This window comes from Brevibacillus sp. DP1.3A (assembly GCF_013284245.2).
In the GTDB taxonomy this organism is placed as follows: Bacteria; Bacillota; Bacilli; order Brevibacillales; family Brevibacillaceae; genus Brevibacillus.
Genome location: NZ_CP085876.1, coordinates 720,676 through 747,500, shown reverse-complemented (window position 1 = coordinate 747,500; position 26,825 = coordinate 720,676). Strand labels below are relative to the sequence as shown.

The window sequence follows — 26,825 nt, the reverse complement described above, 5'->3', positions numbered from 1 at the left end:
AAGTAAGATACCGATTATTCTAACAAAAAAACCACGCTCTGGAAACAGAGGTGGTTATTACTTCATTTGTTAACGACGCCTCTGAAGTTCCGTCAGTACTTCATCCAGCGGCAGCTTTTGCTCGCGTAACAAAACCATCAAGTGGAAGATCAGATCAGAGGCCTCGTACCGCAGCTCCTCACGACTTCGATTTTTCGCTGCAATAATGACCTCTGCAGCCTCTTCCCCGACCTTTTTCAGGATTTTGTCTACGCCTTTTTCGAACAAGTAGGTGGTGTAGGAGCCTTCCGGGCGCTCTACCTCCCGCGCAGCAATCAGTTCCTCCAGCTCACTCAAGATCGCAAACCGATCTGCTTGTACTCGCTCATCTTCTGTATCGGAGAGAACTTCCTTCGAGAAACAGCTGTACGCTCCCGTATGACAAGCTGGCCCATTCGGCTCGACCATCACAACCAGTGCATCTCCATCACAATCATACTGCATAGAGACGATCCGTTGTGTATGACCCGAGGTCTCACCCTTGTGCCACAATTGTTGTCGAGAACGGCTCCAAAACCATGTTTCTTTGGTCTCCAATGACTTTTGTAGCGATTCTTCATTCATATAGGCAAGCGTCAAGACTGTCTTGCTTCCGGCATCCTGCACGATGACAGGAATCAAACCCTTTTCGTCAAAACGCAATTTTTCCACTGCAAACGCTTCTGCTCCTGTCATGGTCGTACGACAACTCCTTTGGTTTGCAAATACTCTTTCACCGAGTGAATCGACGTCTCGTCATAGTGAAAAATGGAAGCGGCCAGCGCGGCATCTGCCTTTCCTTGCGTCAGCACATCGTAAAAATGCTCCCTCGAGCCTGCTCCACCAGAAGCAATGACCGGAATCCCGACCGCTTCTGATACCCGCTTGGTTAATTCGAGTCCAAAGCCTTTCTTTTCCCCATCGTCGTCCATGCTAGTCAACAGGATTTCGCCCGCTCCGAGCGCTTCTGCCTCCTGCGCCCAACGGATGACGTCCCTCCCCGTCGCATTCCGTCCACCGTGGGTATACACTTCCCAGCGATCTTCCCCGACACTTCTCGCGTCGATCGCCACGACGATACATTGTGAGCCGAAGACCGTCGCTCCCTCGCGGATTAATTCTGGACGCAAAACAGCCGCTGTATTCAACGAGATTTTGTCCGCACCCGCACGCAATATCCTTTTCATATCGTCGACGCTGTTAATGCCACCACCAACCGTGAAAGGAATCGTAATGTTTGCGGCCGTTTTTTCGATGACATCCACCATCGTCTTGCGCCCTTCGTGGGACGCAGAAATATCGAGAAAGATCAGCTCGTCTGCTCTTTCCTCGCTATACTTTTTTGCCAGTTCAACCGGGTCTCCTGCATCACGAAGTCCGACGAACTGCACGCCTTTTACCACCCGTCCGTCTTTTACATCGAGACACGGGATGATTCGTTTAGCCAGCATTCGCTTCACGCCCCTCCATACGCTGTAGCGCTTCTTTCAATGTAAAAGCGTCCGTGTAGAGTGCTTTGCCAACAATGGCGCCAGAGACTCCGTTCGAAGCATGGGTAGCCAGCGTCAACAAGTCGTCCAGTTGGCTGACGCCTCCCGAGGCAATCACCGACTTACCTGTAGCCATCGCCAAGGCTGCAATTTCTTCTACATTGGGTCCTGTCATCGTGCCATCACGGGCGATATCGGTGTAAATAAACGTCTCGGCGCCATACGTAACCAACCGCTTGGCAAGCTCTGTCGCTTGCACATCTGTCGTGGTCAACCACCCTCTGGTAGCCACCAGCCCATTCCGGCAGTCCAAACCAATCGCAATCTTGTCTCCATAGCTTTGAAGAATTCGCTTCGTAAAAGGCTCGTCTTCGATAGCAGCAGTCCCGACGATCACTCGCGCAACACCCGCTTCCAAATAGTCCGCGATCTGCTCTTCTGTTCGAATGCCGCCTCCAACCTGCACGGGTACAGGGATCGAGCGCGCTATCTCTTTGATGAGCGCTGCATTTGCTGGCTTGCCTTCCTTTGCCCCGTCCAAATCTACGAGATGAACCCAGGTCGCCCCTTGCTCTACCCAGCGCTTCGCCATCGCGAGCGGCGAATCAGCGTACACTGTCTCTTGCCCGTAATCTCCTTGGAATAGTCGAACGCACTTGCCCCCGCGAATATCAATCGCCGGATAAACGATAAAGCTCATGTCAAAACCCCCTCGCATTGAACGGCAAAGTTACGCAGCAGCAGCATTCCTGTCTCTCCGCTCTTTTCTGGGTGAAACTGCATACCATATACGTTGTCACGATTCACAATGGCTGTGACCTCCTGATGATAGTCACTCGTCGCAAGCAAGACATCAGACTGGCACAAGACATGATACGAATGGACAAAGTAGACGTAATCGCCATCCTGCACACCGTTTAATAACGGTTGCTTTTGCTTTATTATCAGTTGGTTCCAGCCCATGTGCGGTACCTTGTAATCCCCGCGAAAGCGAATGACCTCACCACCGAGCAGTCCCAAACCCGTATGCTCGCCATGCTCTGCACTTTTCTCAAACAAGAGCTGCATGCCGAGACAAATGCCCAAGATCGGACGACCTGATGCTGCGTATCCCTTGATCGCTTGCTCTAATCCAAGCTCACGTATGTTGGCGATAGCATCCCCGAACGCCCCGACTCCCGGTAAAATCAACCCACTATATTCTTGCAGACGTTCAGCCTGCGATACGAACTCGTACGAATAGCCCAGCCTTTCCAACGCCTTGCTCAAGCTGTACAAATTCCCCATGCCGTAATCGATGATGCCGATCATACTATAAAACCCCTTTTGTTGACGGGACCCCTTTTACACGCGGATCGATCGTCGTCGCTTCATCCAGTGCACGGCCCAGCGCTTTGAAAATCGCCTCGATCATGTGGTGCGTATTGTGACCGTAGTGCAGGATCACATGCAGATTGATCCGCGCCTCCAGTGCAAGTTTCCATAAAAATTCGTGAACCAGCTCTGTCGGAAACTGACCAACCATATTTGTAGGGTACGTAGCGCGATATTCCAGATGAGGACGGTTGCTGATATCAATGACGACCTGCGCGAGCGCGTCATCCATCGGGACAAACGCATTTCCATAACGCTTGATGCCTTTCTTGTCTCCCAACGCTTCCCGCAGAGCATGCCCAAGACAAATCCCGATATCCTCCACCGTGTGGTGATAGTCGATTTCGATATCTCCCTTTGCCTTGACAGTCAGGTCAAAATGTCCGTGTCGGGTAAACAGGTCTAGCATATGATCCAGAAATGGAACACCCGAATTTTGCTTGCTCTCACCCGCGCCGTCTACACCAAAGGAAAGCGCGATCTGCGTCTCATTCGTATTGCGTTCGATCTGTGCTGCACGTTGATTCCCTTCACTCATCTCTTTTCACTCTCCTGCTCTTTGGTCTCAAAATCTCGCAATCGCGAAAGGATAGCTCGACCGTGCCCAGACAATCCTTCCTGCTCTGCCAGTGCCACAATTTTATGTCCATTGTCTCGCAAATCTCGCTTGCTGTAGGAAACAACACTCGACTTCTTGATAAAATCATCGACGGATAATGGCGAGGAAAAACGCGCCGTTCCATTTGTAGGTATCACATGATTGGTACCAGCAAAATAGTCGCCGACTGGTTCTGAGCTGTATGGGCCGAGGAAAATCGCACCTGCATTTTCCACTTTTCCGAGATGCTCAAACGGCTCCGCCACCATGATTTCTAAATGCTCGGGTGCGATACGGTTGATGACGGCAAAACCTTCTTCCAAATCGTCGACGAGTAAAATAGCGCCGTAATCGCGTATCGCCGCTTCCGCAATCGATTTGCGTGGAAGATCGGCAAGCTGTCGCTCGACTTCCTGCGACACCTGCTCCGCCAACGATTGCGATGTCGTAACCAATATAGCGGCTGACATCGGATCATGCTCGGCCTGAGACAGCAGGTCTGCCGCAACGTAACGCGAGTTGGCCGTCTCATCTGCGATCACCGCAATTTCACTAGGCCCTGCCACCATGTCGATACTGACCAATCCGAAAACTTCTCGCTTTGCCAGTGCCACAAAAATATTGCCAGGCCCGACGATCTTATCTACTGCTTTGATTTGCTCCGTTCCGTAGGTCAGTGCCGCGATCGCCTGTGCCCCACCTACCTTGTATATCTCGGTTACTCCTGCGATTTGGGCCGCAACGAGTATCGCAGGGTTGATTTTCCCGTCCGCTCCTGGTGGTGTCGTAATGACTACTTCTGGAACACCTGCAATTTTGGCAGGGATGGCATTCATCAATACACTGGAAGGATAAGCTGCCGTTCCGCCTGGTACATACAATCCTACGCGCTGCAATGGACGTATCAATTGGCCTAGCAAGGTGCCACTCTCTTTGGTGGTAAACCAGGACTGACGCACTTGTCGCTCGTGAAATGCCCGAATATTTTCGGCCGCTTCTATCAATACTGTTTTGACTAGTGGAGAAACGAGCTCACTTGCTTCTGTAAATTCACCTTCGCTCACACGGAAGTTTTGTAGAAGCACACGATCAAATCGTTCTGTGTAATAGCGCAGCGCTTCGTCCCCTTGCTGGCGAACCGAGGTGAGGATCGCCTTCACCACTTCTTGCTGTTCTCTCGTCCCCGCGTCTACCGATCGTTTCCCGTCATACTGGCTGGCTGACATGATACGCATGACTGTCTCCCCTTTTTCTCTAGTTCCCGCGAGGAATGACCTCTAAAAATTTTCCGGCGATCTCGTCCACCGCTTCACTTTTCATCCGATAGCTGGCTCGATTGGCAATCAGCCTCGTCGTAATTTCACAAATGCTCTCCAGTTCGACCAAGCCATTTTCCCGCAATGTCCTACCTGTTGAGACAATATCCACAATACGATCAGCCAGTCCAATCATCGGTGCAAGCTCTACTGAACCATTCAGCTTGATTACCTCAACCTGCTGTCCCTGCTCACGAAAATAACGTGACGCAATCTTCGGATATTTCGTCGCAACACGCAGCGCTTCCGACGGTTTCCAATCTGGCAGACCCGCTACCATCATGCGACAATAGCCGATATGCAAATCCAACAGCTCGTAAACATCTCGTTCTTCTTCCAATAAAACATCCTTGCCGACGACTCCAACGTCAGCCACCCCATACTCGACATAAGTAGGAACATCGGTAGGCTTCGCCATAATGAATTCAAGCTTGGCATTTTCCACAGGGATAATCAGTTTACGAGAATCTTGTAGATCCGCAGTGACCTGCAAACCAGCCTGCTGGAGGAAGTGGACGGCCTCTTCAAAAATCCGCCCTTTTGGCATGGCGATCGTCAGCTTTTGGTCGTTTTTCGTGAGTGCCATCTCCTACTCCTCCTGTTGTGTCATGCAAATGACCTTAGTATATCCCGCTTCTTGTCCAACCTGTTTCTCATCTATTCTGGAAACGAGACGTGTCACCACCACGAGCCCGTTCTCACGCAATTGCTGTGCCTCTGCCAAAGCGGCGCCGCGGCAATCCTCGGTGTATACAAGCAAAACTCGCGCAGGTGCTTGCCCTTTTTCGAAAGGAGTGACCTGAAGCAGCCGATCCATCTTGATCGCAAAGCCTGTGGCCGATGCCGCACGCCCAAATTGGGAGAGCAACTGATCGTAGCGTCCTCCGCCCAATAGTGGGGAGCCCAGGTCTGCCGCGTACCCTTCGAAAACGACTCCTGTATAGTAGTTCAAATTGATGATCAGATTGAAATCGATCAGCAAATCCTCCGTCACTCCGTAGGCTTCTAACGACTCCCACAAGGAAGCAATCGTCTCGACTGCCCTCCTTGCCTTTCCGTTGCCTGCCAGTTCACGCGCGACTTCAATCTTCCCTTTTCCCCCTTGCAGCCGTAGCAAGGCTTCCAATCGGCTTTTTGCCTCTGTAGGGATGTCTACTGTTGCTAGTAGTTGCCGGAAGCCAACGAAGTCCCGCTCGTACAAAAACTGGCGGAATTGATTGCGAACATGCTCATCCTCAATTTCTTCCTCCAAAAGACCGTCTACGAAATCGACATGCCCAATAGCAATGCGAAACGTCTCTACACCCGCTACCCGCAAGCAAAACACAGCAAGTGCAATGGCTTCCGCATCCGCATCGACAGACGCATCTCCGATCAGCTCGATCCCGGTTTGACAAAACTCTGCATTCCGTCCCGCTTCTTTTTCTTGTGCCCGAAACACATTTGCCTGGTAATACAACCGAATCGGCAATGGAACATCTTTATAAAGGGAGGAAACAACCCTTGCAATTGGCGTTGTCATATCCGGACGCAGGACTACGGTGTGGCCTTGTTTATCCAGGAGGCGAAACATCCGGTCTGTTAGTGTCGCACTTGCTGCTCCTACCGTATCGAAGTACTCCAGAGAGGGTGTGGATATTTCCTCATAGCCCCATCTTTCGATACACTGCCGCAGCTCCCGCTCCAAGTACCGTTGTTTCGCCAGTGATTCCGGCAGTATGTCCCGCATCCCGAGCGGCTTTTCGAATCCCAAGGGTTTTGCCATCCTTGTTCCCTCCATCACATTCGCTTTACTCTGCTAATATGGTAACAAACTAAAGTGTTATGAAGAAGATTACCACGTCGAGAATCTTAGGTCAACCAAGATAAGAATAGTCGGAAAATTTAACACAAAACAAAAAAACCGCCAGGATAAACACCTGACGGCTGATCATAATGGAAGAGACTCTACATGACTTCTTCCTCTGAAGCTTTCATTCGAATGAGCTGCATGGGGTTCCCACCTACAAAGGCACCAGGCGGGACATCTTTATGAACAACCGTTCCCGCTGCGACAATGGCCCCTTTGCCTATCGTTACTCCAGGCAAAATGGTGGTGTTGGCCCCCACCAGGACAGCATCCTCAATAATCACTTCTCCCAAACGGTATTCATCTATCAAATATTCATGCGCAAGTATCGTCGTATTGTACCCGATCACGCAATTACGACCGATCTTGATTTTCTCGGGAAACATAATATCCATCATCACCATCAACGCAACCGCACTATGCTGCCCTACTTCCATACGCAAAAATGCGCGGTACATCCAGTTCTTCCACGAAACAATCGGCGTATATCTGGAGAGTTGGATGACGATAAAATTTTTCATGACTTTCCAGAAGCTTACCGTTTGATACATGTGCCAAAGCGGATTTACCCCATTTACGGGATAACGTGTTGTCTTCCTCATATGCGTCTCTTTCTCCTACAAGTCAGAATCGGCATCTTCTAAAATGGCATTCGACTGTTTCCGTGTGAAGTGCATCGCTGCGTTGTAACCCATCCGTTTCAGACGGAAGTTCATCGCTGCAACCTCAATGATGACTGCCAAGTTTCGTCCTGGTCGAACAGGAACGGTAATAATCGGAATTTCGGTATCCATGATCTTCAATGTTTCCTCATCGAGCCCCAACCGCTCGTACATTTTATGTGGCTCCCACAGTTCTAGCTGAACAACCATCTCGATGTTTTTTACATTGCGCACGGCACCTGCACCAAACATCGTCATAATGTTGATAATCCCCACACCGCGGATTTCCAAGAGATGCTGAATCAACTCAGGAGCGCTACCGCTTAGCTGCCCACCCTGTGTCTGCTTAATCTCCACTGCGTCATCTGCTACGAGTCGGTGTCCGCGCTTTACAAGCTCAAGTGCGGCTTCACTCTTCCCGATCCCGCTCGATCCCATAATCAAAACGCCGACACCGTAAATGTCTGTGAGTACCCCATGAATCGTCGTCGTTGGTGCAAGACGATTCTCCAGGAAGTTGGTCACTTTCCCGACTAGCGTCGTCGTTGCGAGCGGGGACTGAAGTACAGGTACCCCCAACCGATTGGAAACGTCAATCATCTCTTCAGGCACCATCTGATTACGGGTCACACAGAAGCAAGGAACCTGACTTTGCATGAGAAAATTCATCCGTTCCAGCCGTTCCTCTGGAGTCAGCGTTTGAAAAAAGTTGATTTCCGTCAAGCCGAACAATTGAATCCGCTCTTCCGCATAATACGAATAGTAACCGGCTAACTGCAGGCCGGGACGACTCAAATCCGTTACGGTAATCTCACGCCCCAAGCCCTCTTCCCCGCTCAAGATCGTCATATTGAAATGGTCCACTAGATGGCTCACATTCGTCTTACGCATGAAGCTTCCCCCTCACATGGGATTTTCCGTCCCTATGGTTGTGTCTCTATTGTATCGAAACCTCTGTACTTACGACAACCTAATAAGACCGAGCATCCTTATTAGGCAAAAACCCCGCGACTCGTTTGAGAGAATACGGGGCTTTTTCGAACATACTACCTCTTTTCTTTTTTCATCCCTACTACAACTTCAATGAGGTAGCCAAAAATACTCATCAGTGCTGCTGCCACAATGACCGTGCCAATGTTATCAGGCCATGGCCCCACTTCAAATCCATCAATAAAATAGGCAGTCAACGCAAACGTCACGGCATTAATGACAAACCAGAACAAACCGATCGTCAATACTTGCAAGGGAAAAGTAAAAAACAGCAGAATCGGCCGAATCACTGTGTTGACCATCCCTAAAATCAACGTAGCCCATAGTGCTACAGTGAAATTCGCGACATAAATGGAATGGAACCAATTGCTGATCAAAAGTAGCGCAGCCCCATTTAAAAGCATTTTGATTATCCAGCGGCTCATGGTGCATTCCCCCTATACAGTCTTGCCTTCGCGCAATGATTAACGATTCCCCGTTACTTCCCATTCCCATTGCTCAAAGAACGTTGTCATGAATCGATGCCTGTCTTCAGCGATTTTCTGGGCAGTTTTGGTGAAAAGCTTGTCTTTGATGCGCTGCAGCTTCCAAGTGTATTCCTTATAAGGTGTATGCTGATTGGGGTCATCCGATTGTATGGGTTGCCCAATAACCCCAGTATAAGCAAAAACCCGAGCCACTCCAATAGCCCCAATCGAATCCAGCTTGTCTGCATCAAACAAGACCTTTTCTTCCAAGGTATGTGGCGGTCGGTCTTTGCGAAAACGATGGGCGAGAATTGCAGACTGTACACGTGAGATGAATGCTTCCGTCATACTGCGTTCGGAGAGCCATTCCCCTGCTAGTCTTGCGCTGATTTCGGCATGGCACTCGCCTGTTTGCCGTTCTTCTGCTCTCCCGATATCATGCAGCAAAGCAGCGAGGCGCAGCACTTCCATATCTGCCCCTTCCTCGCGACCAATCCGCTCACACATCGCCATCACACGCAAATTATGTTGCCAATCGTGAGCAGGATCTTGTCCATCAAAGCGCTTCTGTGCTTCTGCCACCAGATCGGCAGGTAGTGCGGCAAGAGAATCCTTCACGTAATCCATCTTTTCTTCCCCCTTTGCGTCCACCTAGAAAAGATGCCCCCCTGGATCAGGGAGGCTATCTCTCGATTACTTCGAAACGAATTGCTCTAGCTTGGCATTCGTCCGTTCTTTATCGCGTTCCAAAATCGGCTTCAAATAGATACCCGTGTACGAGCCTTCCAATTGTGCCACTTCTTCCGGTGTACCCGTTCCGATAATCTCTCCGCCGCGGGTACCGCCCTCTGGACCTAAATCTACGATGTAGTCCACCGTTTTGATGACATCCAGATTGTGCTCGATGACCAGCACCGTCTCCCCGTTTTCCACCAATCGTTGCAGTACCTTCAATAAACGATCAATGTCATCCGTATGCAGACCAGTTGTCGGTTCATCCAGAATGTAAAGCGTACGCCCTGTGCTGCGTCGATACAGCTCAGATGCGAGCTTGACACGTTGCGCTTCCCCGCCTGAGAGCGTCGTAGCAGGCTGCCCAAGCTTTACGTATCCTAGCCCTACGTCTACAATCGTCTGTAGTTTGCGCTCAATCTTTGGCAGGTTGCGGAAAAACTCTACGCCATCCTCAATGGTCATTTCCAGCACATCTGCAATGTTCTTGCCTTTGTATTTTACATCGAGCGTCTCGCGGTTGTAGCGTTTGCCATGGCAAACTTCGCAAGGCACATACACATCCGGCAAAAAGTGCATCTCGATTTTAATGATCCCGTCACCACTGCACGCTTCACAACGGCCGCCCTTGACGTTAAAGCTGAAGCGACCTTTTTTATAGCCACGCACTTTGGCTTCGTTGGTGGAAGCAAACAGGTCGCGAATATCATCAAAGACACCTGTATATGTCGCCGGATTGGAACGTGGTGTACGTCCAATTGGAGATTGATCGATGTCGATCACCTTATCCAAATGCTCCAGTCCCAGGATGCGGCGATGCTCACCTGGCTTCACCTTTGCCTTATTCAAATCACGAGCTAGTGTCTTTTGCAAAATTTCATTGATCAGCGTGCTTTTTCCTGAGCCAGATACACCTGTTACGGCAACAAAAACGCCTAGAGGAAGCTTCGCAGTGACGTTTTTCAGGTTGTTTTCCTTCGCGCCCTCAATCTTGATCCATTTATCCGAAGGCTTGCGACGCTCCATCGGAACAGGGATGAATTTGCGCCCACTCAAATAGGCACCCGTCAAGGAGTTAGGGTCCTTCATGACTTCATCCGGAGTTCCTGCCGCTACGATTTGACCGCCATGTATGCCAGCGCCCGGTCCAATATCAATAATATAATCGCAGGCCATCATCGTATCCTCGTCATGCTCGACGACGATCAATGTATTCCCCAGCTTGGTCATATGCTCCAACGTCTTGATCAGACGCGCGTTATCCCGCTGATGCAATCCGATACTCGGCTCATCCAAAATGTAGAGAACCCCCATCAGACTAGAACCGATCTGCGTAGCCAGTCGAATCCGCTGCGCTTCTCCCCCGGACAATGTTCCCGCCGCTCGGCTCAGCGTCAAGTAATCCAGTCCGACATCAATCAAAAAGTTCAGTCGCGCCTTGATTTCTTTTACGATCAAGTTCGCGATCTTCGCTTCCCGCTCTGTCAGTTCCAGCCCATCGACAAACTGATGCGCATCGAGAATCGACAGTATAGTCAGCTCGGAAATACTGCGCTCCCCGACCTTTACTGCCAAGCTCTCTTGACGCAAGCGTTGGCCTTTACAGACAGGACACGCCTTTTGGCTCATGAAGCCTTCGATTTGTTCGCGGATGTAATCCGAGCTCGTCTCCAGATGACGTCGTTGCAGGTTGATGACGACACCCTCGAACGGTACGACTGCCTCGCGCACCTGCCCAAACTCGTTCTCATAGCGGAAGTGAATTTTTTCGCCTTCACTGCCGTACATCAAGATTTGTCGGTGCGCTACCGTAAGCTCCTCATATGGCACATCCATCCGAATGTTAAAGTGACGGCAAGCTGATTCCAACAATTGTTGATAGTAAGTAGAAGTCTTCGGCTCCCATGCGCCAATCGCCCCGTCATCGAGCGTCTTCGTCACATCGGGAACGACCATATCCGGGTCTACCTCCAGTTTGACACCCAGTCCATCACACTCCGAGCAAGCACCAAACGGGCTGTTAAAGGAGAAAATCCGCGGCTCCAGCTCTCCGATGGAGAATCCGCATACTGGGCAAGCATGCTTTTCACTGAACAGCAGCTCCTCTTGCTCCATCACATCGACGATGACCTTGCCATCTGCTAAACGAAGTGCCGTTTCCAGGGAGTCTGCCAGACGCGCCTGTACATCCGGCTTCACGACGATCCGGTCAACGACAACCTCAATGTTATGCTTCTTGTTTTTTTCCAGCTTGATGTCTTCGGACAGATCGGTAATTTCACCATTGACCCGCACACGGACGAAGCCTTGCTTGCGGATGTCCTCGAGCAGCTTGACGTGCTCTCCCTTGCGTCCTTGTACCATAGGCGCGAGAATCTGCATTTTCGTGCGCTCAGGATACTCCAATAGGCGATCGACCATTTGTTCAATGGTCTGGGATTGGATCTCGATGCCATGCTCCGGGCAAACCGCTCTACCGACACGCGCATACAAAAGGCGCAAATAGTCGTAGATTTCCGTAACCGTACCTACCGTGGAGCGAGGGTTGCGGCTCGTCGTTTTCTGGTCAATCGAGATCGCAGGGGAAAGTCCCTCAATCGAGTCCACGTCCGGCTTGTCCATCTGCCCGAGAAATTGACGGGCGTATGCGGACAGTGACTCGACATAGCGTCGTTGTCCCTCTGCGTAAATCGTGTCAAAAGCAAGTGAGGACTTACCCGAGCCAGACAAACCCGTCAGAACGACGAATTTGTCCCTCGGAATCACTACATCAACATTTTTTAGGTTGTGGGCACGTGCACCCTTTACGACAATATGTTCTAATGGCATGAAAAAAACCTCTCCTTAGAGTTCCGCCTTCAGCTCAAGAATCAAATCACGCAATTCGGCCGCACGCTCGAACATGAGGTTGCGTGCCGCTTCCTTCATTTCTTCTTCCATACGTTCTATAACAGCCACGCGATCCTTCTTCGGCATTTTCTTGAAATCTGCATGTGGCAAGTAATCTGCTTTTTCCTCCGCTACCTTGGTCGCCTCGATCACTTCGCGGACGGACTTTTTCACGGTTTGCGGCGTGATGCCGTGCTCTTCATTGTAAGCCATCTGAATTGAACGACGACGGTCTGTCTCACGAATCGCAGAGGTCATCGAATCTGTCATTTTGTCAGCGTACATAATAACGCGTCCCTCTGCGTTCCGCGCAGCCCGACCAATCGTCTGAATCAGCGAACGCTCATTGCGAAGGAAGCCTTCCTTGTCTGCATCCAATATCGCTACGAGTGATACTTCAGGCAAGTCAAGACCTTCCCTCAATAGGTTGATCCCGACTAGCACGTCAAATTCACCCAAACGCAATGAACGTAAGATCTGCATCCGCTCAATCGTTTTAATATCCGAGTGAAGATAGCGGACCTTGATTCCGATTTCTTTCAGATAGTCCGTCAAATCCTCAGACATTTTCTTCGTCAGAGTCGTGACGAGAACCCGCTCGTTTTTCGCAATCGTGGCTTGAATTTCGCCAATCAAATCGTCAATCTGTCCCTTGATCGGACGTACCGTAACCGTTGGATCAATCAAGCCTGTCGGACGAATCACCTGCTGTACCATTTCCGGACTGTGTTCCAGCTCATAAAGACCAGGTGTAGCCGAAATGTAGATCGCTTGTTTCAGCTTTCCTTCAAACTCCTCGAACTTTAGTGGACGGTTATCGCGTGCAGAGGGCAGACGGAATCCGTGATCGACCAGTACATCCTTCCGTGCGCGGTCACCGTTATACATCCCTCGAACCTGCGGCAAGGTCATATGCGACTCATCCATCATGACGATAAAATCTTCTGGGAAGTAATCCAGTAAGGTATAAGGAGCATGCCCGGCAGGCAGTCCCGTCAGATGGCGTGAGTAGTTTTCAATACCGGAGCAAAAGCCCATCTCCATCATCATCTCAATATCGTACCGTGTGCGTTGCTCCAGTCGCTGTGCTTCCAGGAGCTTGCCCGCATCACGGAATTCTTTCAGTCTTTCTTCCAGCTCGGCCTCGATGCTTTGGACAGCCAGCTTCATTTTTTCCTCGCGCGTCACGTAGTGAGATTTAGGGAAGATGGCAATGTGATCACGCTGTCCCAAAATCTCGCCGGTCAGTACGTCAATCGAAGTAATCCGCTCTATTTCATCTCCAAAAAACTCAACGCGAATCGCCTGCTCACTCTCTGAAGCAGGGAAAATCTCCACGACGTCACCCCGCACACGGAACGTACCGCGCGTGAAGTTGATGTCGTTGCGTGTATACTGGATATCGACCAGACGATGCAAAATCTCGTCCCGTCCTGTTTCCATGCCAACACGTAAAGACAAGAGCAGCTCCCGATACTCCTCGGGAGAACCCAATCCGTAGATGCAGGAGACAGAGGCAACGATGATCACATCTCGGCGTTCAAACAACGCACTGGTAGCGGAGTGACGGAGCTTGTCGATCTCGTCATTAATGCTCGAGTCTTTTTCAATAAACGTATCCGATTGGGGAATGTACGCTTCGGGTTGATAGTAATCGTAGTAGCTGACGAAGTATTCCACCGCGTTGTTCGGGAAAAACTCCTTAAACTCTGCACAAAGCTGAGCGGCCAGAGTTTTGTTGTGTGCCATCACGAGTGTTGGTCTGTTCACCTGAGCAATTACCTGGGCAGCCGTATAAGTCTTTCCCGTTCCCGTCGCACCCAGCAATGTCTGGTGTCGCTTGCCAGCCTGTAACCCTGCCACCAGCTCGGCAATGGCGGTCGGCTGGTCACCGGACGGTTGAAACTCCGATACCAATTCAAAACGCTCCATTCCCTCGTTCATCTCCTCATAGCATGACTGTTTCTACTTTCCATTATAACACAATTCCGGCTAGTTTAAGCCCAAAATTCGAACAAACGTTTGTCTTCATCTTTCCACTGATTTTTCCGATATAAGATGAAGGAAGTGCAAACATGCGCAGATAGACTCGCCACCTTCAGGGAGGATTGACATGTCAGATACCGGAACAACCGTTAAAAATAACCCTTATATACAACCGCATTTGAGCTATAAAGGCAAAAAAGAATTCACCACCGAGCTCGACCAAAATGCCTTTATGAAGCTCATGCTCGAGCAGTTAAAGCATCAAGACCCTATGTCCCCAATGGACAACTCTCAATTCATCCAGCAAACAAGTATGCTGACCATGGTAGAAAAAATCACAAAAATGACCACGCTGATGGAGCAATCGAACAACAGCATGGTCACTTTAGAAAAGTATGAAAAGCTAGTAGGTCGTACAGCCTCGTATTCCCTTACTACAAAAGACGAGATGACGGGAGAAACTTCGACGCAGAAGAAAGAAGGCGTACTTGATGCCGTCTACATGGATCAAGGCAAAATCTACTTCCGCATCGCAGGCGAATCGACACCGATTCCTCTGGCAGACGTCTCCGGACTGGAATCGCAAGGTCTGGCTGGTAATACGCTCGATAACAGCGTGAAGTACATGGAAATGATCGGTCGAGAGATTTCCTATAAAGTTACCAAGGAAGTCGACCGGGATGGCAATCCAGATACCACACACGACGTTTCCAAGGTGGATGAAATCTTGAATGGCGTCATCACTGGCTTTACTACCAAAAATGGTACCGCACAATTCCAACTGGATAATGGATCAACCGTAAAAGCCGAAGAAATCGTAGGCATGACGGTGAAACCTGAAAACAGAACAATGGGCAACTCCCTTGCCTACGCGCAAATGATCGGCTACAACATCACGTACAACCAGTCTCAAACGAATCCGGACGGCACCACTACCAATACGCCTCTTACAGGCGTGGTCAAAGCTGTCAGCATGAAAAACGGAGTAGTCGAATTCGTCCTCCAGGATGATAAGAAAGTCGCTCTCAATCAAATCACAGGATTCGAAGCAACTGCCTAGAATCCCATACAAAAAGCCGCACATCTTCGCAATCGGAGAAGGCGGCTTTTTCTTTTGTAAGGTGCTATTCGTTTACGATCACTTTTCCGGTTATCGCATCCACATAAAACGTATCATCTACTTTAAATTCTCCCCCGCAGAAGCAATGCGAGCGAGCTTGGCGAAACGAAAGGTCATAGCCGAGCTTCCAGGTAATCGTGTCTTTCTCGTGATCTGGCTTGTGGATGTAGGTCAACTCAAGTGGATAGGTTTGGAGTAAACGGGTCATGGCCACTTGTTCTTTAAGCGCTTGGGAACGGGCCGGGTATTTGACACTTGCCGGTTTGTTTATGCTCACCTGCTCCCATTTACCCGTCCATGAATCGATTCGAATCGTATACATCCCCTGTTCCACACTCTGGTTGATCCCATAAACCGGAATGCCGTTCACAAGGGGATCAGCTACGATCGAAGTGTACCTTTCATCTCCATCCTCCTTTACTTGTATCTGATTGCTTCCAGACGGAGTCAGTCTTTTCAAAAGCTTTTCCGCTTCCATTCGATCCCGCTTCTTATCCGTTTTCACGTTAGACCCTTGCGGATTGTTCACCTTAGTAGAAAATTCAAGCAATTCACCAGTCTTTGAATCCGTCACGAGGAGATGATGCTGCTCGCCGTTACTGCTTCCCTCAGGAAAGGTCGCCATTCGAGATATCTTGTCGGCATCGGGAACCCCCTCGCCAAAGTTTCCCCATATGAAATAACGAAGGGCTGGACCATCATTGTAACTCGCCTCGTAGATGGATAGCGGCAGCTTTTCTGTTTCGATTCTAAACAGCATGCGTAACAAATCACGCGCTTGCGTCTCTGTTTGCGCTACCCACTTTTCACCTGTTCCAGTCACATTGATGGTCTGAGACGGGTTGGTTGTCGCTCGGGTATTCGTTGTTAATAATCGTTTACCACTAAAGGCATCCAATGCACTACCTGTATGTTGTTTCGTTATGATTCCATTTTTCAGGACATAAGCGAGTTTTGCTTCTACCTGATCGCTTTGATTATGAATGGGTAATAAATAAACAAGTTCTAATGGACGGCTTTCTTGCCACTTTCGTACTGCTTGTTCGGAGGAGATGACGCGCTGCGGAGATGGGAGTGAAGAGGGACTAACTTTTTCGTATAATCTGCCATCAAACGTAGAAAACCAAACGATTCTTCCCGATGCATCAAAACTGACTAGACAATCATAATCGTCATCGAGCACCACATTATTCAGGACTCGCACCAGTCGAACCGTCAATAAGTCCTTATTTTTATAAACCTCTCTCGCTTGATAAGTGTTACCTGTGCCTGTTCCCTGCAAACCAGCGACAAAAGCCAGCGCACGCGTTTTTGCCTGCTGCTCAGTCGGATAGGTAGGCTTTGTTGCTGCTTTCGAGGTAAGATTCAGTCTGAGCAACTCCCCTGTCTGTCCGTCAAAAATCGCATCATCCATAGACGATTCAGCCTCAGCAGCAGACTGTGCAAACGTGACCACCACCCCGCTAACACCGGGTCCATCCACTTCACCACCGTAAACGACATAGCGCGAAGACAGCTCCGGTAAAAGCTTGACTAGCTTTTGGACACCTTTCGTCACATGCATCGGCACAGCCACAACCGATTGAGCCTGCGCTACGGTCACAGGACTCGTTGCGCCTACTCCAGACAAGGGGGAGGCAAAAACTGTGGCGGCAGCTAAAGTACCTGACAAAAACCACGAGACCGTTCTTTTCACTTTGAACACCGAACCCACTCCCTCTTTTTTCCTCCTACATTGAGACGCAACAGCCACCCGTAAGTTTCCGAATGGACAAGCTATACTCGAAAAAAAGAAGGTATGCACGTTTGTCTGCATACCTTCTCCCCAACTATCCTTATGCTCCTACATTCAGCTTCTCCAGCTTTTGCTTGATCAGCTCGACTACACTGGCGCGTTTCAAATCAACAAATGCACGGGTATTTGCATCTGGAACCACAATGATCCCCAGTTGGTGATGATTGCCCGCATAGACCGCACACTGTACGAACTTCAGCTCGCCTTCACGCGTGAGTACTTCCATTTTGCAAAAGGCAGGATTGGCTTGTAACGCTGGATATAGATCTTCTTTTTCCCGCACCGAAATGCCATTTACTTTCACGATAATCTCACCGGGCGTGATGCCGATCTCCTCTGCTCTCGTACCCGGAATGACACCCATTACTTTTACACCACGCGAAGACTGGATGAAATAAGGCGAACGTTTTCTTTCTTGATACTGACTCCAGAAAAACAACGCCTCATGACCGAATAGTGCAAAGATCGCGGCCAGCAAGATCAACGGATAAAACCATACAGCCAGAGCACATAACCCCAACAAACCAATCGCATACAGAGTCAAATTTTTCGCAACCTGCGTTGCTTTTCTATAAGGTGTCATCGTTTGCGTCATATCGGAGAATCCGGTCACCGTCGGCAAAAGCATCAGTCCGAATGAAGCGGCTTCCGGCGAAAAGAACGGCCACCCCGGATACAACGCACCACTGATAGCACCTGGCTCCATCTGTACGAACAGCACGACTGGCGTCAGCCAAAAAGAATGAAGCAAATAGGCACCGACGATCCGACCACGCTGCCCTTCCACGAACAGCGGAGAAGCGTCCCGCCCGCCATTCCAACGTACAAGCAACGCTTCAATCAGATGCATGACCGCAACTAACGCAAGCAACGGCAAAGGTTTCGCCTGACGAATCATTTCCCAAACAAAGCTCAATCCAGGAACATCCGTAACCGGTGGAATGACCTGTGTGATCGCATGTAAAATCGCCAAAATCCCTGCAGCATATGCGAAACAGAGAAACCGTAAACGAATCAGCGCCAAGATGAGCGCCAATCCCCATAGTATCCACAAATCCTGTGCTTGCACGACCACGCCGAGTCCTGCGCTAAGAAGAGAAATAAGCAAGCCTCCCACCAAGCCCATCCCTACAGCCCGTATCGTCGAGAGCAAGGGGGACTGAATGCGCGCAGAAAAAAGCTGCCTTTCCAGGTTCATCTGTCTGCGATAATGCAAATAAATAAAAACCAGAAAGAGATAGAAAACAGGATTGATAAAAAATGCGGCAAAGCCATATGCAATGGTAAGCATATCTGCCTGTATCGCCAATTGCCTCACCTCAACTAAAAGAAAGAAAAACCACGGCATTTGATTTGCCGTGGTTATCATTTCTACGGATAGAAGGTAATTACCTGCTTCCATTTTCTTGATTATTCATTACTTGCCCGTGACTACTTCCAGAGCTTTTTGCAATTGCAGGTCATTTTCTGGCTTCGTCATCGTTTTACGGAGACTTTCTTCCAGCGAAGAGCGTGTCTTCGCGTCTACTTTGCCAGTTACCTCAAGCTTGTTGGAGGTTTGGAACTGCTTGATTACTTCCTCTGTCTTTTCATCAAAATAGCCATCTTCTCGTCCTGGGGACAGATTCAAGCCCTTCAGGATGAGCTGCAGGTTTTTCACGTCAGTACCGGCCATATCGCGCTGCAATACTTTATCTGCCGGCAACAGAGTTGCGTTGAAATAGTCTGGTTGCTTGACTGCAAAGTCTGGCGTAATGCCTTTTTTATGGACCCATTCACCTTTCGGTGTGAGCCACTTGGCAATCGTCAGCTTCAATTGGCTCTTGTCGTTCATTTCCATGGTACTCTGAACGGTTCCTTTACCAAATGTCTTCTCACCGACCAGCTTGTAGTTGCCGCTATCCCGCAGAGCACCTGCGAGAATCTCCGAGGCACTGGCGCTTCCGCCATTAATCAGTACCGAGATTGGGTAAGGCTTAGCAGCTACTGTAGTCGAGAAATACTCTTCCTTTTGCTGTCCGCCATTTCCATACTCGATTTGCACGATCTTACCTTTATTCGGTACGAGGATTTCTCCGATTTCTTTCACGGCTAACAAATACCCGCCCGGATTGCCTCGAACGTCAATTACCAACCCGCCAATCCCCTTCTGTTCGAGAGCAGCCAACTGATCTTTGAAGTGCTTAGCTGTTTCTGTAGAGAATTGGGTAAGGTTGATCACGCCTACTTTGACACCGTTCTTCTCGAGTATCTGACTGTTTACCGTCTCAATCGGAATATCGTCACGTACACACACGATGGTAAGGGGCTCCGGTACTCCGGCTCTCACAACTTTGAGAACCGCCTTTGTTCCTTTAGGCCCGCGAATCTTCGTCACTGCCTGATGCAGGTCCAATCCTTCAAGGGATTCATCATTTACGCTCAAAATTTGGTCGTTTGGCCGCAGCCCTGCACGCTCCGCTGGGGAGTTTTTGAATGGCGAAACAACCGTTACCCGACCATTTTGCATCGTAACTTCTGTCCCGATCCCTTGGAAAGTCGAGTGTAGGGTAGATGTGAACTCCTCAGCAGAACGAGGGTCCATGTAATCACTGTACGGATCTTCGAGCGACCCGACCATTCCGCCAATTGCACCTTCTACTAACTGCTCAGTGGTGACATTTTGGATGTAATCTTTCTTGATTGTTGAAAACGCCTCGTACAGCTTCTGGAACTCTTTCGGATAATCTCCGCTCCCAGAAAACAGCGCCATGCTGGATGCTGTTAAAGCCCCACCTTGACTCGAACTGGCGCTAGCCGATGTCTTCATGATCGCCATCGTAATAAAACTGCTGGCTACCATCGAGATGAGTACAAGCGCGATTACGGTACGTCCTTTCCATCTCACTGTTACGTCACCATCCTTTGTGCTACCGGAAAAAGATATGCTGCTAGTGTATGCATGTTCCGTTAACAATATTTGTCTGGTCGCACGAGGGTCTACTTCAAGTACGGCATTGGGTTAACTGCTACGTCATTTTTATAGACGGTAAAGTGTACGTGATTTCCGGTTGAGCGACCTGTTGATCCTACCTCTGCGATCTTTTGACCTCTCGATACGGCTTGCCCAACAGAAACCTTGATACCTCCCTCGCGAATATGACCGTACAGAGTGGTATATTCCGCGTTATGCTTGATCATTACTGTATTCCCGTAGCCGCCGTTATATCCTGCAAAGAGAACGATTCCGTCAGCCGCTGCCATAATAGATGTTCCTTTAGGTGCTGCCATATCTAAACCATTATGCCCAGCCGAGCGGCCTGTAAACGGGTCTGACCGCATTCCGAAGCCTGAAGTGAAGCGGAATTGTCCACTTGCGACTGGCAAGGCAAACTTTCCACCCTTGTAGCCTGTACTGGATGCGCTCATCGCACGTACTCGTTCCGCGTATTTGGCTGCTTCCAGTTTGGTGCTAGCCAAAAGCTCCTGTCCATACTGCTCCAAATCTACTTCCAGTGCAGATTCTTTCTTATCCAATTCAGCCTTGACCACTAGACTTTGCTTGTACTGCTTGTCCAATTCGACTTTGAGTTCCTCAGCCTCGTCGAACATCCCGGCGTACACAGTCAGCTGATGATCAATTTCTTTCTTTTTGGTCTCAATCGTTTCCTTATCGCGAATGTTATCCTCTAAAATACGCGTGTCCTGCTCCAAAATAAGCTGCAAGGCCTGCATGCGCGTCAAAAAGTCCCCAAAGTCAGAGGAACCGAGAAGTACATCCAAATAGGAGATCGTACCGCGTTCATACATGGAAGTCACACGCGTTCTGAGCAAGGCATCCCTTTTGGCTACGCGGTCTTTTGCTTCATCCAGCTGATCCTGAGCGTTTGCTGCTTTTTCCTTGGTATCATCCATTTGCTGCTCAAGCTTGTCCAGCTTTTTCTGTGTATCGTTGCGCCGCAAATCGATTTGCATCAATTGCGTTTCCAAGCCCTTTTTCTCTTTTTGCACGACATTGATCTGTTCTTCGGTCTTCTTCAATTGCTGCTGCTGGCTTTTCTTCTTCTTTTGGATGTCTTTTAGCTCTCGATTAATCTTGTCTAAAGAGGCCTTACTAGGCGCTGCCAAGCTCACATTTGTCGGGAGCACAGTACCGACCACAAGCCCAGTGATTACGAGTGCTAGCAGGATTCTCTTTCTCATGTTACTCCTCCCACGCTCTTCAAATTATTAAACTCGCAAGAAGCGACGTACAGACACCAAACTTCCCCAAATCCCGATGAATGCACCAATCGCAAGCAAAGCCAGCGCCACTTGATACACGAGCGGGAATAGCGGCAACAGTTTAAACAGTTGGGAAGCTTCAAAGCTGGAGTGAATGGCATCCAGGAGGTAGTAATACCCAACCGTTAACATAATGGTCGGAATCAATGCCCCTGCCACACCCATCAACAGCCCTTCCACAAAGAATGGCCAACGGATAAACCAGTTCGTGGCCCCAACCAGCTTCATGATTTCAATCTCTCTGCGGCGTGCCACAATCGTCAGCTTAATCGTGTTGGCAATCAAGAACATCGCTGTAAAGCCAAGTCCAATAATAAAGGCAATCCCAACATTACGAACTGCTCCTGTCAAGGAGAACAGCTTATCCACAGTGCCTTCCCCGTAGGTTAGGCTTTTGACATACTGGAGATTTTTAATTTGAGCGGCAACAGCAGCAGTGTCTTGCGGTTGCTTCGTTTTTACGGTAAACGCATCCGGCAGAGGATTGCTTTCCTCCAATCCTTCAAACAAGTACGCTTTTTCACCAAGGCTCTCTTTAAACTGCTTCAGCCCTTCGTCTTTCGGTATAAATGAAACAGACTCCACTTGCGGAAGTTTCTTGATGTTGGTCTCAACCTGCGTGATGTTTTCTTTTGTCGCAAGCAAGTCCATGAAAACGCGAATTTCCACTTGTTTTTCGACGGATTGCGCAAAGTAATTGACGTTCATCGCCAACACGAGAAAAACTCCCAAAATAAACAGGGTAATGGTCACGGCACTAATAGAAGCGAACGACATCCAGCCGTTCCGCCCGAGGTTTTTGACCCCTTCACGGACATGGCGCCCTAGCGTCCTAATCTTCATAACCGTATTCCCCTCTCTGCTCATCACGGGCAATTTGGCCTGCTTCGATTGCAACTACCCGTTTTCTCATGGTGTTTACAATTTCCCTGTTGTGGGTCGCCATGACGACCGTCGTTCCTCGCTGATTGATTTCTTCAAACAGCTTCATGATTTCCCAAGAGGTCTCTGGGTCCAAGTTTCCCGTCGGTTCATCCGCGATAATAATTCCCGGGCTATTCACCAGCGCTCTCGCCAAGGCAACACGTTGCTGCTCACCACCGGACAGCTCGTTTGGCAGCATTTTGGCTTTATGCTTGAGCTTTACGAGGCCCAGAACATCCATCACACGCGGCTTGATTTGTTTAGGATTACTCTCGATTACTTCCATCGCAAATGCGACGTTTTCGAAAACAGTCAATGTCGGCAGCAGTTTGAAGTCTTGGAACACAACACCGATACTGCGGCGGACTAATGGAATTTGACGTTCTTTGATTCTGCTGACATTGAAGCCACCCAAAAAGATTTGTCCTTTCGTCGGCTTCTCTTCACGGTACATCAATTTGATAAACGTAGATTTACCCGCTCCACTGGGGCCAACTACGTACACAAATTCACCCTTTTCGATTCGAATGTTGATACCTTTCAAAGCATTCGTACCATTCGGGTATGTTTTCCACACATCGAACATTTCGATCAAGCAAATCACATCCTACTTCGTCAGATCCTTCTTTATGTATCTTGATCCTGATTTTTTGTTAACGGTAAAATCGACAAAACCCCTCTACCCACTAGCAACCGCTGACATACCTTGTTGAAAAACAGCGGGATTTCCCATCTTATCCATTATACCACCACGATTCAAGGATGGTATCCACTAAATCTCTCATTTCTTGTCGAAACAGCTTCGATTGTTAACAACTGTCACGAATTAGGGAGAAAATATGATTGCACATTCCCGCCTAGCTTCATGGAAAACAGTTGGCTACAATGAGTGTGACAAGAAAGTCATCATGTAAAAGGAGCTGGTTATACCGTGGAAAATTTTGTTTACCATAACCCGACACAGCTGATTTTTGGACGGGGTCAATTGGCCCAGCTCGAGGAAAAAGCAAGACAGTTAGGTCCCACTGTTCTTTTGGTATATGGTGGTGGCAGTATAAAGCGAACTGGTCTCTACGACAAAGTGATTTCTCTCCTCCAGTCTGCGGGCTGCCGCGTGCATGAGTTGGCAGGAGTGGAGCCAAATCCACGTCTGAGTACCGTGAACAAAGGAATTGAGCTATGCCGCCAAGAAGGCGTTAATTGGATACTCGCTGTTGGTGGAGGCAGTGTAATCGACGCGGCCAAAGCAGTCGCGATTGGTGTGCCTTACGAGGGAGATGTATGGGATTTTTATAGGCGAAAAGCGGTCGCACAAGAGGCCCTACCCCTCGGTACCGTACTGACACTTGCTGCTACTGGTTCTGAAATGAACCGGGGAAGTGTCGTCACCAACTGGGAGACACAAGAAAAGCATGGAGCTGGCACGACGTTTCCGGCGTTTTCGATTCTGGACCCTGAGCATACGTTTAGCGTACCTCGCGACCAAACAATCTACGGAATCAGCGACATTTTGTCCCATGTATTCGAGCAGTATTTCACGCATACAACCGAAATTCCATTGCAAACACGTTTTGCTGAGTCGATCATGAAGACCGTCATCGAAAATGCAGAACGCGTCCTCACCAATCTGGAAGACTACGATGCCCGCGCCAACATCCTGTACTGCGGAACAATGGCATTGAACGGCACACTCCCGGTTGGCGTCACAACAGACTGGGCAACCCACTCTATTGAGCATGCTGTCAGTGCTGTTTACGACATCCCGCACGGTGGCGGTCTGGCGATCATCTTCCCGAAATGGATGCGCTATGTGTACCGTGAAAACGTCGCTCGCTTCGTGCGCTTCGCAACAGAGGTATGGAATATCGATCCTTCCGGCAAGACAGATGATGAGATCTCCTTGGAAGGGATTGCCGCTACAGAAGCTTTCTTTGCGCGTATCGGTGCCCCGACCCGATTGGCTGATTACGACATCACCGATGAGCACTTGCAACTCATGGCCGAAAAAGCTACTCCATTTGGGCCGATCGGTCAGTTTAAGACGTTGACGAGTGACGATGTGGCACAGATTCTTCGCATGTCTTTGTAAACACAAACAAACGCCGCCTTCCAGAAATGGGAGTACGGCGTTTGTTACTTTGATCGTCAGTTTTGATTCAGCCATTTTTTCCGAATTAGATTTCCGCATAACAGCACCAACGGTACACCGATGCTGTAGGTAAAATCATAGAATGGCCAGTACTTCGAAATGATGTCTCCAAAGACGACAATATTGGGCGAGAATATCGTGGACATCACCATGAGCAAAACGATGTACGGCAAGATCAAGACCTTGAAGTTGTCGATTCGAAAGACGTGACGGACCCCTAAATGAAAAAACAGGCAGTACAGCGTAATTTTGACGCTCACCGCGATAAACCAGATCACCGCAATAATCGCCTCTAGCCGCTGAATGAAATCCCCAAGCTTTAGCTGTTTGATGAGAACATAGGTCGGATAAAAATGCCGCGCAGTCTGATCTGCCCCCAAAACAAGAATACACATCAGCATGATGATGAACAGGACAATTCCCCCAAGCAATGTCCCCAAGAAAAACGATCTCATCCGTTTTTGGATGGGCGAGACAAACGGAAGAACCGCCATAAAAATGACCAACTCTGAATAAGGAAAGGCAATTGCCGCCGTAGATCCCTGCAAAATAGGCTTCCACCCGTTTTCAAATATAGGTTGAATTCTCGATATTTCTGCCTGTGGCAGTAGAGTAATCATGAGTAAACCAAAAAAGAAAAAGAACCAGACAAAATAGATTTCTGCCGATTCTGCGACTGTTTGCAGTCCCAAACTGACACCAAACATAATCACAATGACAAACAACAGCTGTATCGCGAATCTTGGAGTCGAGACTAATAGATGCGTGCCAACAAAGTCGCCAATTTCCATCACATGCGCCCCTGCTGAAAACAGCGTATAGCTAATAAACGAGAGTGTAATGATCGTTCCTAGTACTCTCCCAACCGTTTGATCAACGAAGGTGAAAAAGCTTTGATTCGGATAAAGCTTCCCCACAGCTATGAGTAAGACAATATTGAGCAGCCCCACCATAAGGCCGACCAGGACAGATATCCACGCATCCTGTTTAGCAAGTGCAGCCGTCATGCCAGGCAGGACGAGAACGGAGTCCCCAATGGTAACAAGGGTGACGAGCATCAATAGTTGACGGGGACTGATCTTGTTGGTCTCTTGCATGATTGCTCCCTGCTCTCTTTAGGCCTTCGATCCCTTTGTACAATTATTTCCTCCATGATTCGGCGCTAAACACATAAGCATTTCATGCTATGATAAAGAAATATATGTAAATTTCGAAATGGACTGGAGGACTGCAACTATGTACAGAGTAAAAAAGCAGGACGTGATTTATGCCATGTCTCCTGAGAATCAGCCGGTCTTGAAGGTAGAAGCAGGCAGTATCGTAACGTTTGAAACCTGCGATTGCTTCGAGGACCAAATCCAATCGGCTGACACCGTGTTTCAAGAGCTTGATTGGAATCGGATCAACCCTGCTTCCGGCCCTATTTATATAGAAGGAACAGAACCAGGCGATATTTTGGTTGTTCATATTCAGAAAATTGAGATTAAAAATCAAGGCGTAATGGTTACTGGACCAGAACTGGGTGTAATGGGATTCGCCCTGCAAGAAAATGTGATCAAAATGATTCCGATACAAGATGGACAAGCTGTCTTGTCAGACAAGCTTCAGGTTCCGGTCAATCCCATGATTGGCGTAATTGGAACAGCTCCTGCCAAAGAAGCCATTTCGTGCGGTACGCCAGGCGATCACGGCGGCAACATGGACTGTAAGCAAATACGTGAAGGTACTACATTGCTTTTACCCGTAAATGTTCCCGGCGCATTATTTGCCCTGGGTGACCTTCATGCTGCAATGGCTGACGGTGAAGTAGCTGTATGTGGTGTGGAAATTGCCGGGGAAGTAACCGTAAAGCTCGATGTGATAAAAGGAAAGCAGTGGCCGTTACCGATGGCAGTCAACCAAGAGCACCTGATCACGATTGCGTCAGAAAAAGAGCTGGACAAGGCTGCCGATCGAGCGGTAATCAACATGGTACAATTTCTACACGAAGAGCTGGGCGTAGAAAAGGCCGAAGCCTCCTTCCTGCTCTCCGCTGCGGGCGATTTGCGTATCTGTCAGGTCGTCGATCCTCTAAAGACAGCCCGCATGGAGTTGCCTCTAGCGTACGCAACCTCATTAGGCTTTGATTCAAAAATAATCGGTAGATAAGGATAGAACGCAAAAAAACCCCAAAGCTTTGGGGTTTTTGCTTTTCCTACATGTT

Annotated in this window: 24 protein-coding genes; 3 read left to right on the top strand and 21 right to left on the bottom strand. The window is 49.1% G+C overall.

The features are described from left to right. Window positions 1-69: 69 nt before the first annotated feature. The 14 genes from hisIE to uvrB all read right to left on the bottom strand — a co-directional run bounded on the left by hisIE (window position 70) and on the right by uvrB (window position 14,317). Window positions 70-714, bottom strand: a complete 645-nt coding sequence (gene hisIE / locus HP399_RS03750; RefSeq protein WP_173619608.1) for a bifunctional phosphoribosyl-AMP cyclohydrolase/phosphoribosyl-ATP diphosphatase HisIE — start codon at window positions 712-714, stop codon at window positions 70-72. Beyond that, window positions 711-1,469 carry an imidazole glycerol phosphate synthase subunit HisF gene (gene hisF, locus HP399_RS03745; RefSeq protein ID WP_017252223.1) on the bottom strand — a complete coding sequence of 253 codons (759 nt, stop codon included), beginning with the start codon at window positions 1,467-1,469 and terminating at the stop codon, window positions 711-713. The genes hisIE and hisF overlap by 4 nt, the downstream gene beginning before the upstream one ends. Next, on the bottom strand, window positions 1,459-2,208 hold the full coding sequence (gene hisA / locus HP399_RS03740) for a 1-(5-phosphoribosyl)-5-[(5-phosphoribosylamino)methylideneamino]imidazole-4-carboxamide isomerase (RefSeq protein WP_173619609.1): 750 nt from the start codon (window positions 2,206-2,208) through the stop codon (window positions 1,459-1,461). The genes hisF and hisA overlap by 11 nt, the downstream gene beginning before the upstream one ends. After that, the gene (gene hisH, locus HP399_RS03735) at window positions 2,205-2,819 is read right to left on the bottom strand and encodes an imidazole glycerol phosphate synthase subunit HisH (RefSeq protein ID WP_173619610.1); all 615 of its coding nucleotides are present in this window, start codon (window positions 2,817-2,819) and stop codon (window positions 2,205-2,207) included. The genes hisA and hisH overlap by 4 nt, the downstream gene beginning before the upstream one ends. Window position 2,820: 1 nt before the next feature. Beyond that, window positions 2,821-3,420, bottom strand: coding sequence for an imidazoleglycerol-phosphate dehydratase HisB (hisB, locus tag HP399_RS03730; protein ID WP_173619611.1), 600 nt, complete (start codon window positions 3,418-3,420; stop codon window positions 2,821-2,823). Beyond that, window positions 3,417-4,715, bottom strand: a complete 1,299-nt coding sequence (gene hisD / locus HP399_RS03725) for a histidinol dehydrogenase (RefSeq protein ID WP_173619612.1) — start codon at window positions 4,713-4,715, stop codon at window positions 3,417-3,419. Before hisD ends, hisB begins: the two co-directional genes overlap by 4 nt. Window positions 4,716-4,734: 19 nt before the next feature. Continuing rightward, the gene (gene hisG, locus HP399_RS03720; protein WP_173619613.1) at window positions 4,735-5,382 is read right to left on the bottom strand and encodes an ATP phosphoribosyltransferase; all 648 of its coding nucleotides are present in this window, start codon (window positions 5,380-5,382) and stop codon (window positions 4,735-4,737) included. Window positions 5,383-5,385: 3 nt separating this feature from the next. Next, window positions 5,386-6,561, bottom strand: a complete 1,176-nt coding sequence (locus HP399_RS03715) for an ATP phosphoribosyltransferase regulatory subunit (protein ID WP_173619614.1) — start codon at window positions 6,559-6,561, stop codon at window positions 5,386-5,388. Between the two features lie 182 nt (window positions 6,562-6,743). Beyond that, window positions 6,744-7,247, bottom strand: coding sequence for an acyltransferase (locus HP399_RS03710; protein ID WP_173619615.1), 504 nt, complete (start codon window positions 7,245-7,247; stop codon window positions 6,744-6,746). A 15-nt stretch (window positions 7,248-7,262) separates the two neighbouring features. Further along, the gene (gene hprK / locus HP399_RS03705) at window positions 7,263-8,198 is read right to left on the bottom strand and encodes an HPr(Ser) kinase/phosphatase (RefSeq protein WP_007718288.1); all 936 of its coding nucleotides are present in this window, start codon (window positions 8,196-8,198) and stop codon (window positions 7,263-7,265) included. Between the two features lie 155 nt (window positions 8,199-8,353). Continuing rightward, window positions 8,354-8,722, bottom strand: a complete 369-nt coding sequence (locus tag HP399_RS03700) for a phage holin family protein (protein WP_047069714.1) — start codon at window positions 8,720-8,722, stop codon at window positions 8,354-8,356. Between the two features lie 39 nt (window positions 8,723-8,761). After that, window positions 8,762-9,391 (bottom strand): HD domain-containing protein, encoded by a 630-nt coding sequence (locus HP399_RS03695; RefSeq protein ID WP_173619616.1) that lies wholly within the window; start codon window positions 9,389-9,391, stop codon window positions 8,762-8,764. Between the two features lie 66 nt (window positions 9,392-9,457). Beyond that, the gene (gene uvrA, locus HP399_RS03690; protein WP_173619617.1) at window positions 9,458-12,325 is read right to left on the bottom strand and encodes an excinuclease ABC subunit UvrA; all 2,868 of its coding nucleotides are present in this window, start codon (window positions 12,323-12,325) and stop codon (window positions 9,458-9,460) included. A 15-nt stretch (window positions 12,326-12,340) separates the two neighbouring features. Further along, window positions 12,341-14,317, bottom strand: coding sequence for an excinuclease ABC subunit UvrB (uvrB, locus tag HP399_RS03685; RefSeq protein WP_007718279.1), 1,977 nt, complete (start codon window positions 14,315-14,317; stop codon window positions 12,341-12,343). Between the two features lie 181 nt (window positions 14,318-14,498). Between uvrB and HP399_RS03680 the strand changes: the two genes are divergently transcribed. Then, entirely contained in the window at window positions 14,499-15,431 is a 933-nt protein-coding gene (locus HP399_RS03680) for a flagellar hook assembly protein FlgD (protein ID WP_173619618.1), read from the top strand. Window positions 15,432-15,495: 64 nt separating this feature from the next. On the opposite strand, the gene HP399_RS03675 is transcribed toward HP399_RS03680, so the two are convergent. The 6 genes from HP399_RS03675 to ftsE all read right to left on the bottom strand — a co-directional run bounded on the left by HP399_RS03675 (window position 15,496) and on the right by ftsE (window position 23,068). Further along, window positions 15,496-17,205, bottom strand: a complete 1,710-nt coding sequence (locus tag HP399_RS03675) for a hypothetical protein (protein WP_173619619.1) — start codon at window positions 17,203-17,205, stop codon at window positions 15,496-15,498. A 121-nt stretch (window positions 17,206-17,326) separates the two neighbouring features. Beyond that, on the bottom strand, window positions 17,327-18,688 hold the full coding sequence (locus HP399_RS03670; protein WP_173619620.1) for a PDZ domain-containing protein: 1,362 nt from the start codon (window positions 18,686-18,688) through the stop codon (window positions 17,327-17,329). Between the two features lie 15 nt (window positions 18,689-18,703). Next, window positions 18,704-20,173 (bottom strand): S41 family peptidase, encoded by a 1,470-nt coding sequence (locus HP399_RS03665; RefSeq protein WP_173619621.1) that lies wholly within the window; start codon window positions 20,171-20,173, stop codon window positions 18,704-18,706. 92 nt (window positions 20,174-20,265) lie between these two features. Further along, window positions 20,266-21,468: a murein hydrolase activator EnvC family protein gene (locus HP399_RS03660; RefSeq protein ID WP_173619622.1), complete on the bottom strand. Its 1,203-nt coding sequence runs from the start codon at window positions 21,466-21,468 to the stop codon at window positions 20,266-20,268. 27 nt (window positions 21,469-21,495) lie between these two features. After that, window positions 21,496-22,392 (bottom strand): permease-like cell division protein FtsX, encoded by an 897-nt coding sequence (ftsX, locus tag HP399_RS03655; RefSeq protein WP_173619623.1) that lies wholly within the window; start codon window positions 22,390-22,392, stop codon window positions 21,496-21,498. Continuing rightward, window positions 22,382-23,068, bottom strand: a complete 687-nt coding sequence (ftsE, locus tag HP399_RS03650) for a cell division ATP-binding protein FtsE (RefSeq protein WP_173612226.1) — start codon at window positions 23,066-23,068, stop codon at window positions 22,382-22,384. The genes ftsX and ftsE overlap by 11 nt, the downstream gene beginning before the upstream one ends. A 336-nt stretch (window positions 23,069-23,404) precedes the next feature. Between ftsE and HP399_RS03645 the strand changes: the two genes are divergently transcribed. Continuing rightward, on the top strand, window positions 23,405-24,562 hold the full coding sequence (locus tag HP399_RS03645) for an iron-containing alcohol dehydrogenase (RefSeq protein WP_173619624.1): 1,158 nt from the start codon (window positions 23,405-23,407) through the stop codon (window positions 24,560-24,562). Between the two features lie 56 nt (window positions 24,563-24,618). Here HP399_RS03645 and HP399_RS03640 read toward each other — a convergent pair whose 3' ends face one another. Then, on the bottom strand, window positions 24,619-25,719 hold the full coding sequence (locus HP399_RS03640; RefSeq protein ID WP_173619625.1) for a GerAB/ArcD/ProY family transporter: 1,101 nt from the start codon (window positions 25,717-25,719) through the stop codon (window positions 24,619-24,621). A gap of 139 nt (window positions 25,720-25,858) precedes the next feature. Between HP399_RS03640 and HP399_RS03635 the strand changes: the two genes are divergently transcribed. Then, window positions 25,859-26,770 (top strand): acetamidase/formamidase family protein, encoded by a 912-nt coding sequence (locus HP399_RS03635; RefSeq protein ID WP_173619626.1) that lies wholly within the window; start codon window positions 25,859-25,861, stop codon window positions 26,768-26,770. Window positions 26,771-26,825: the final 55 nt, after the last annotated feature.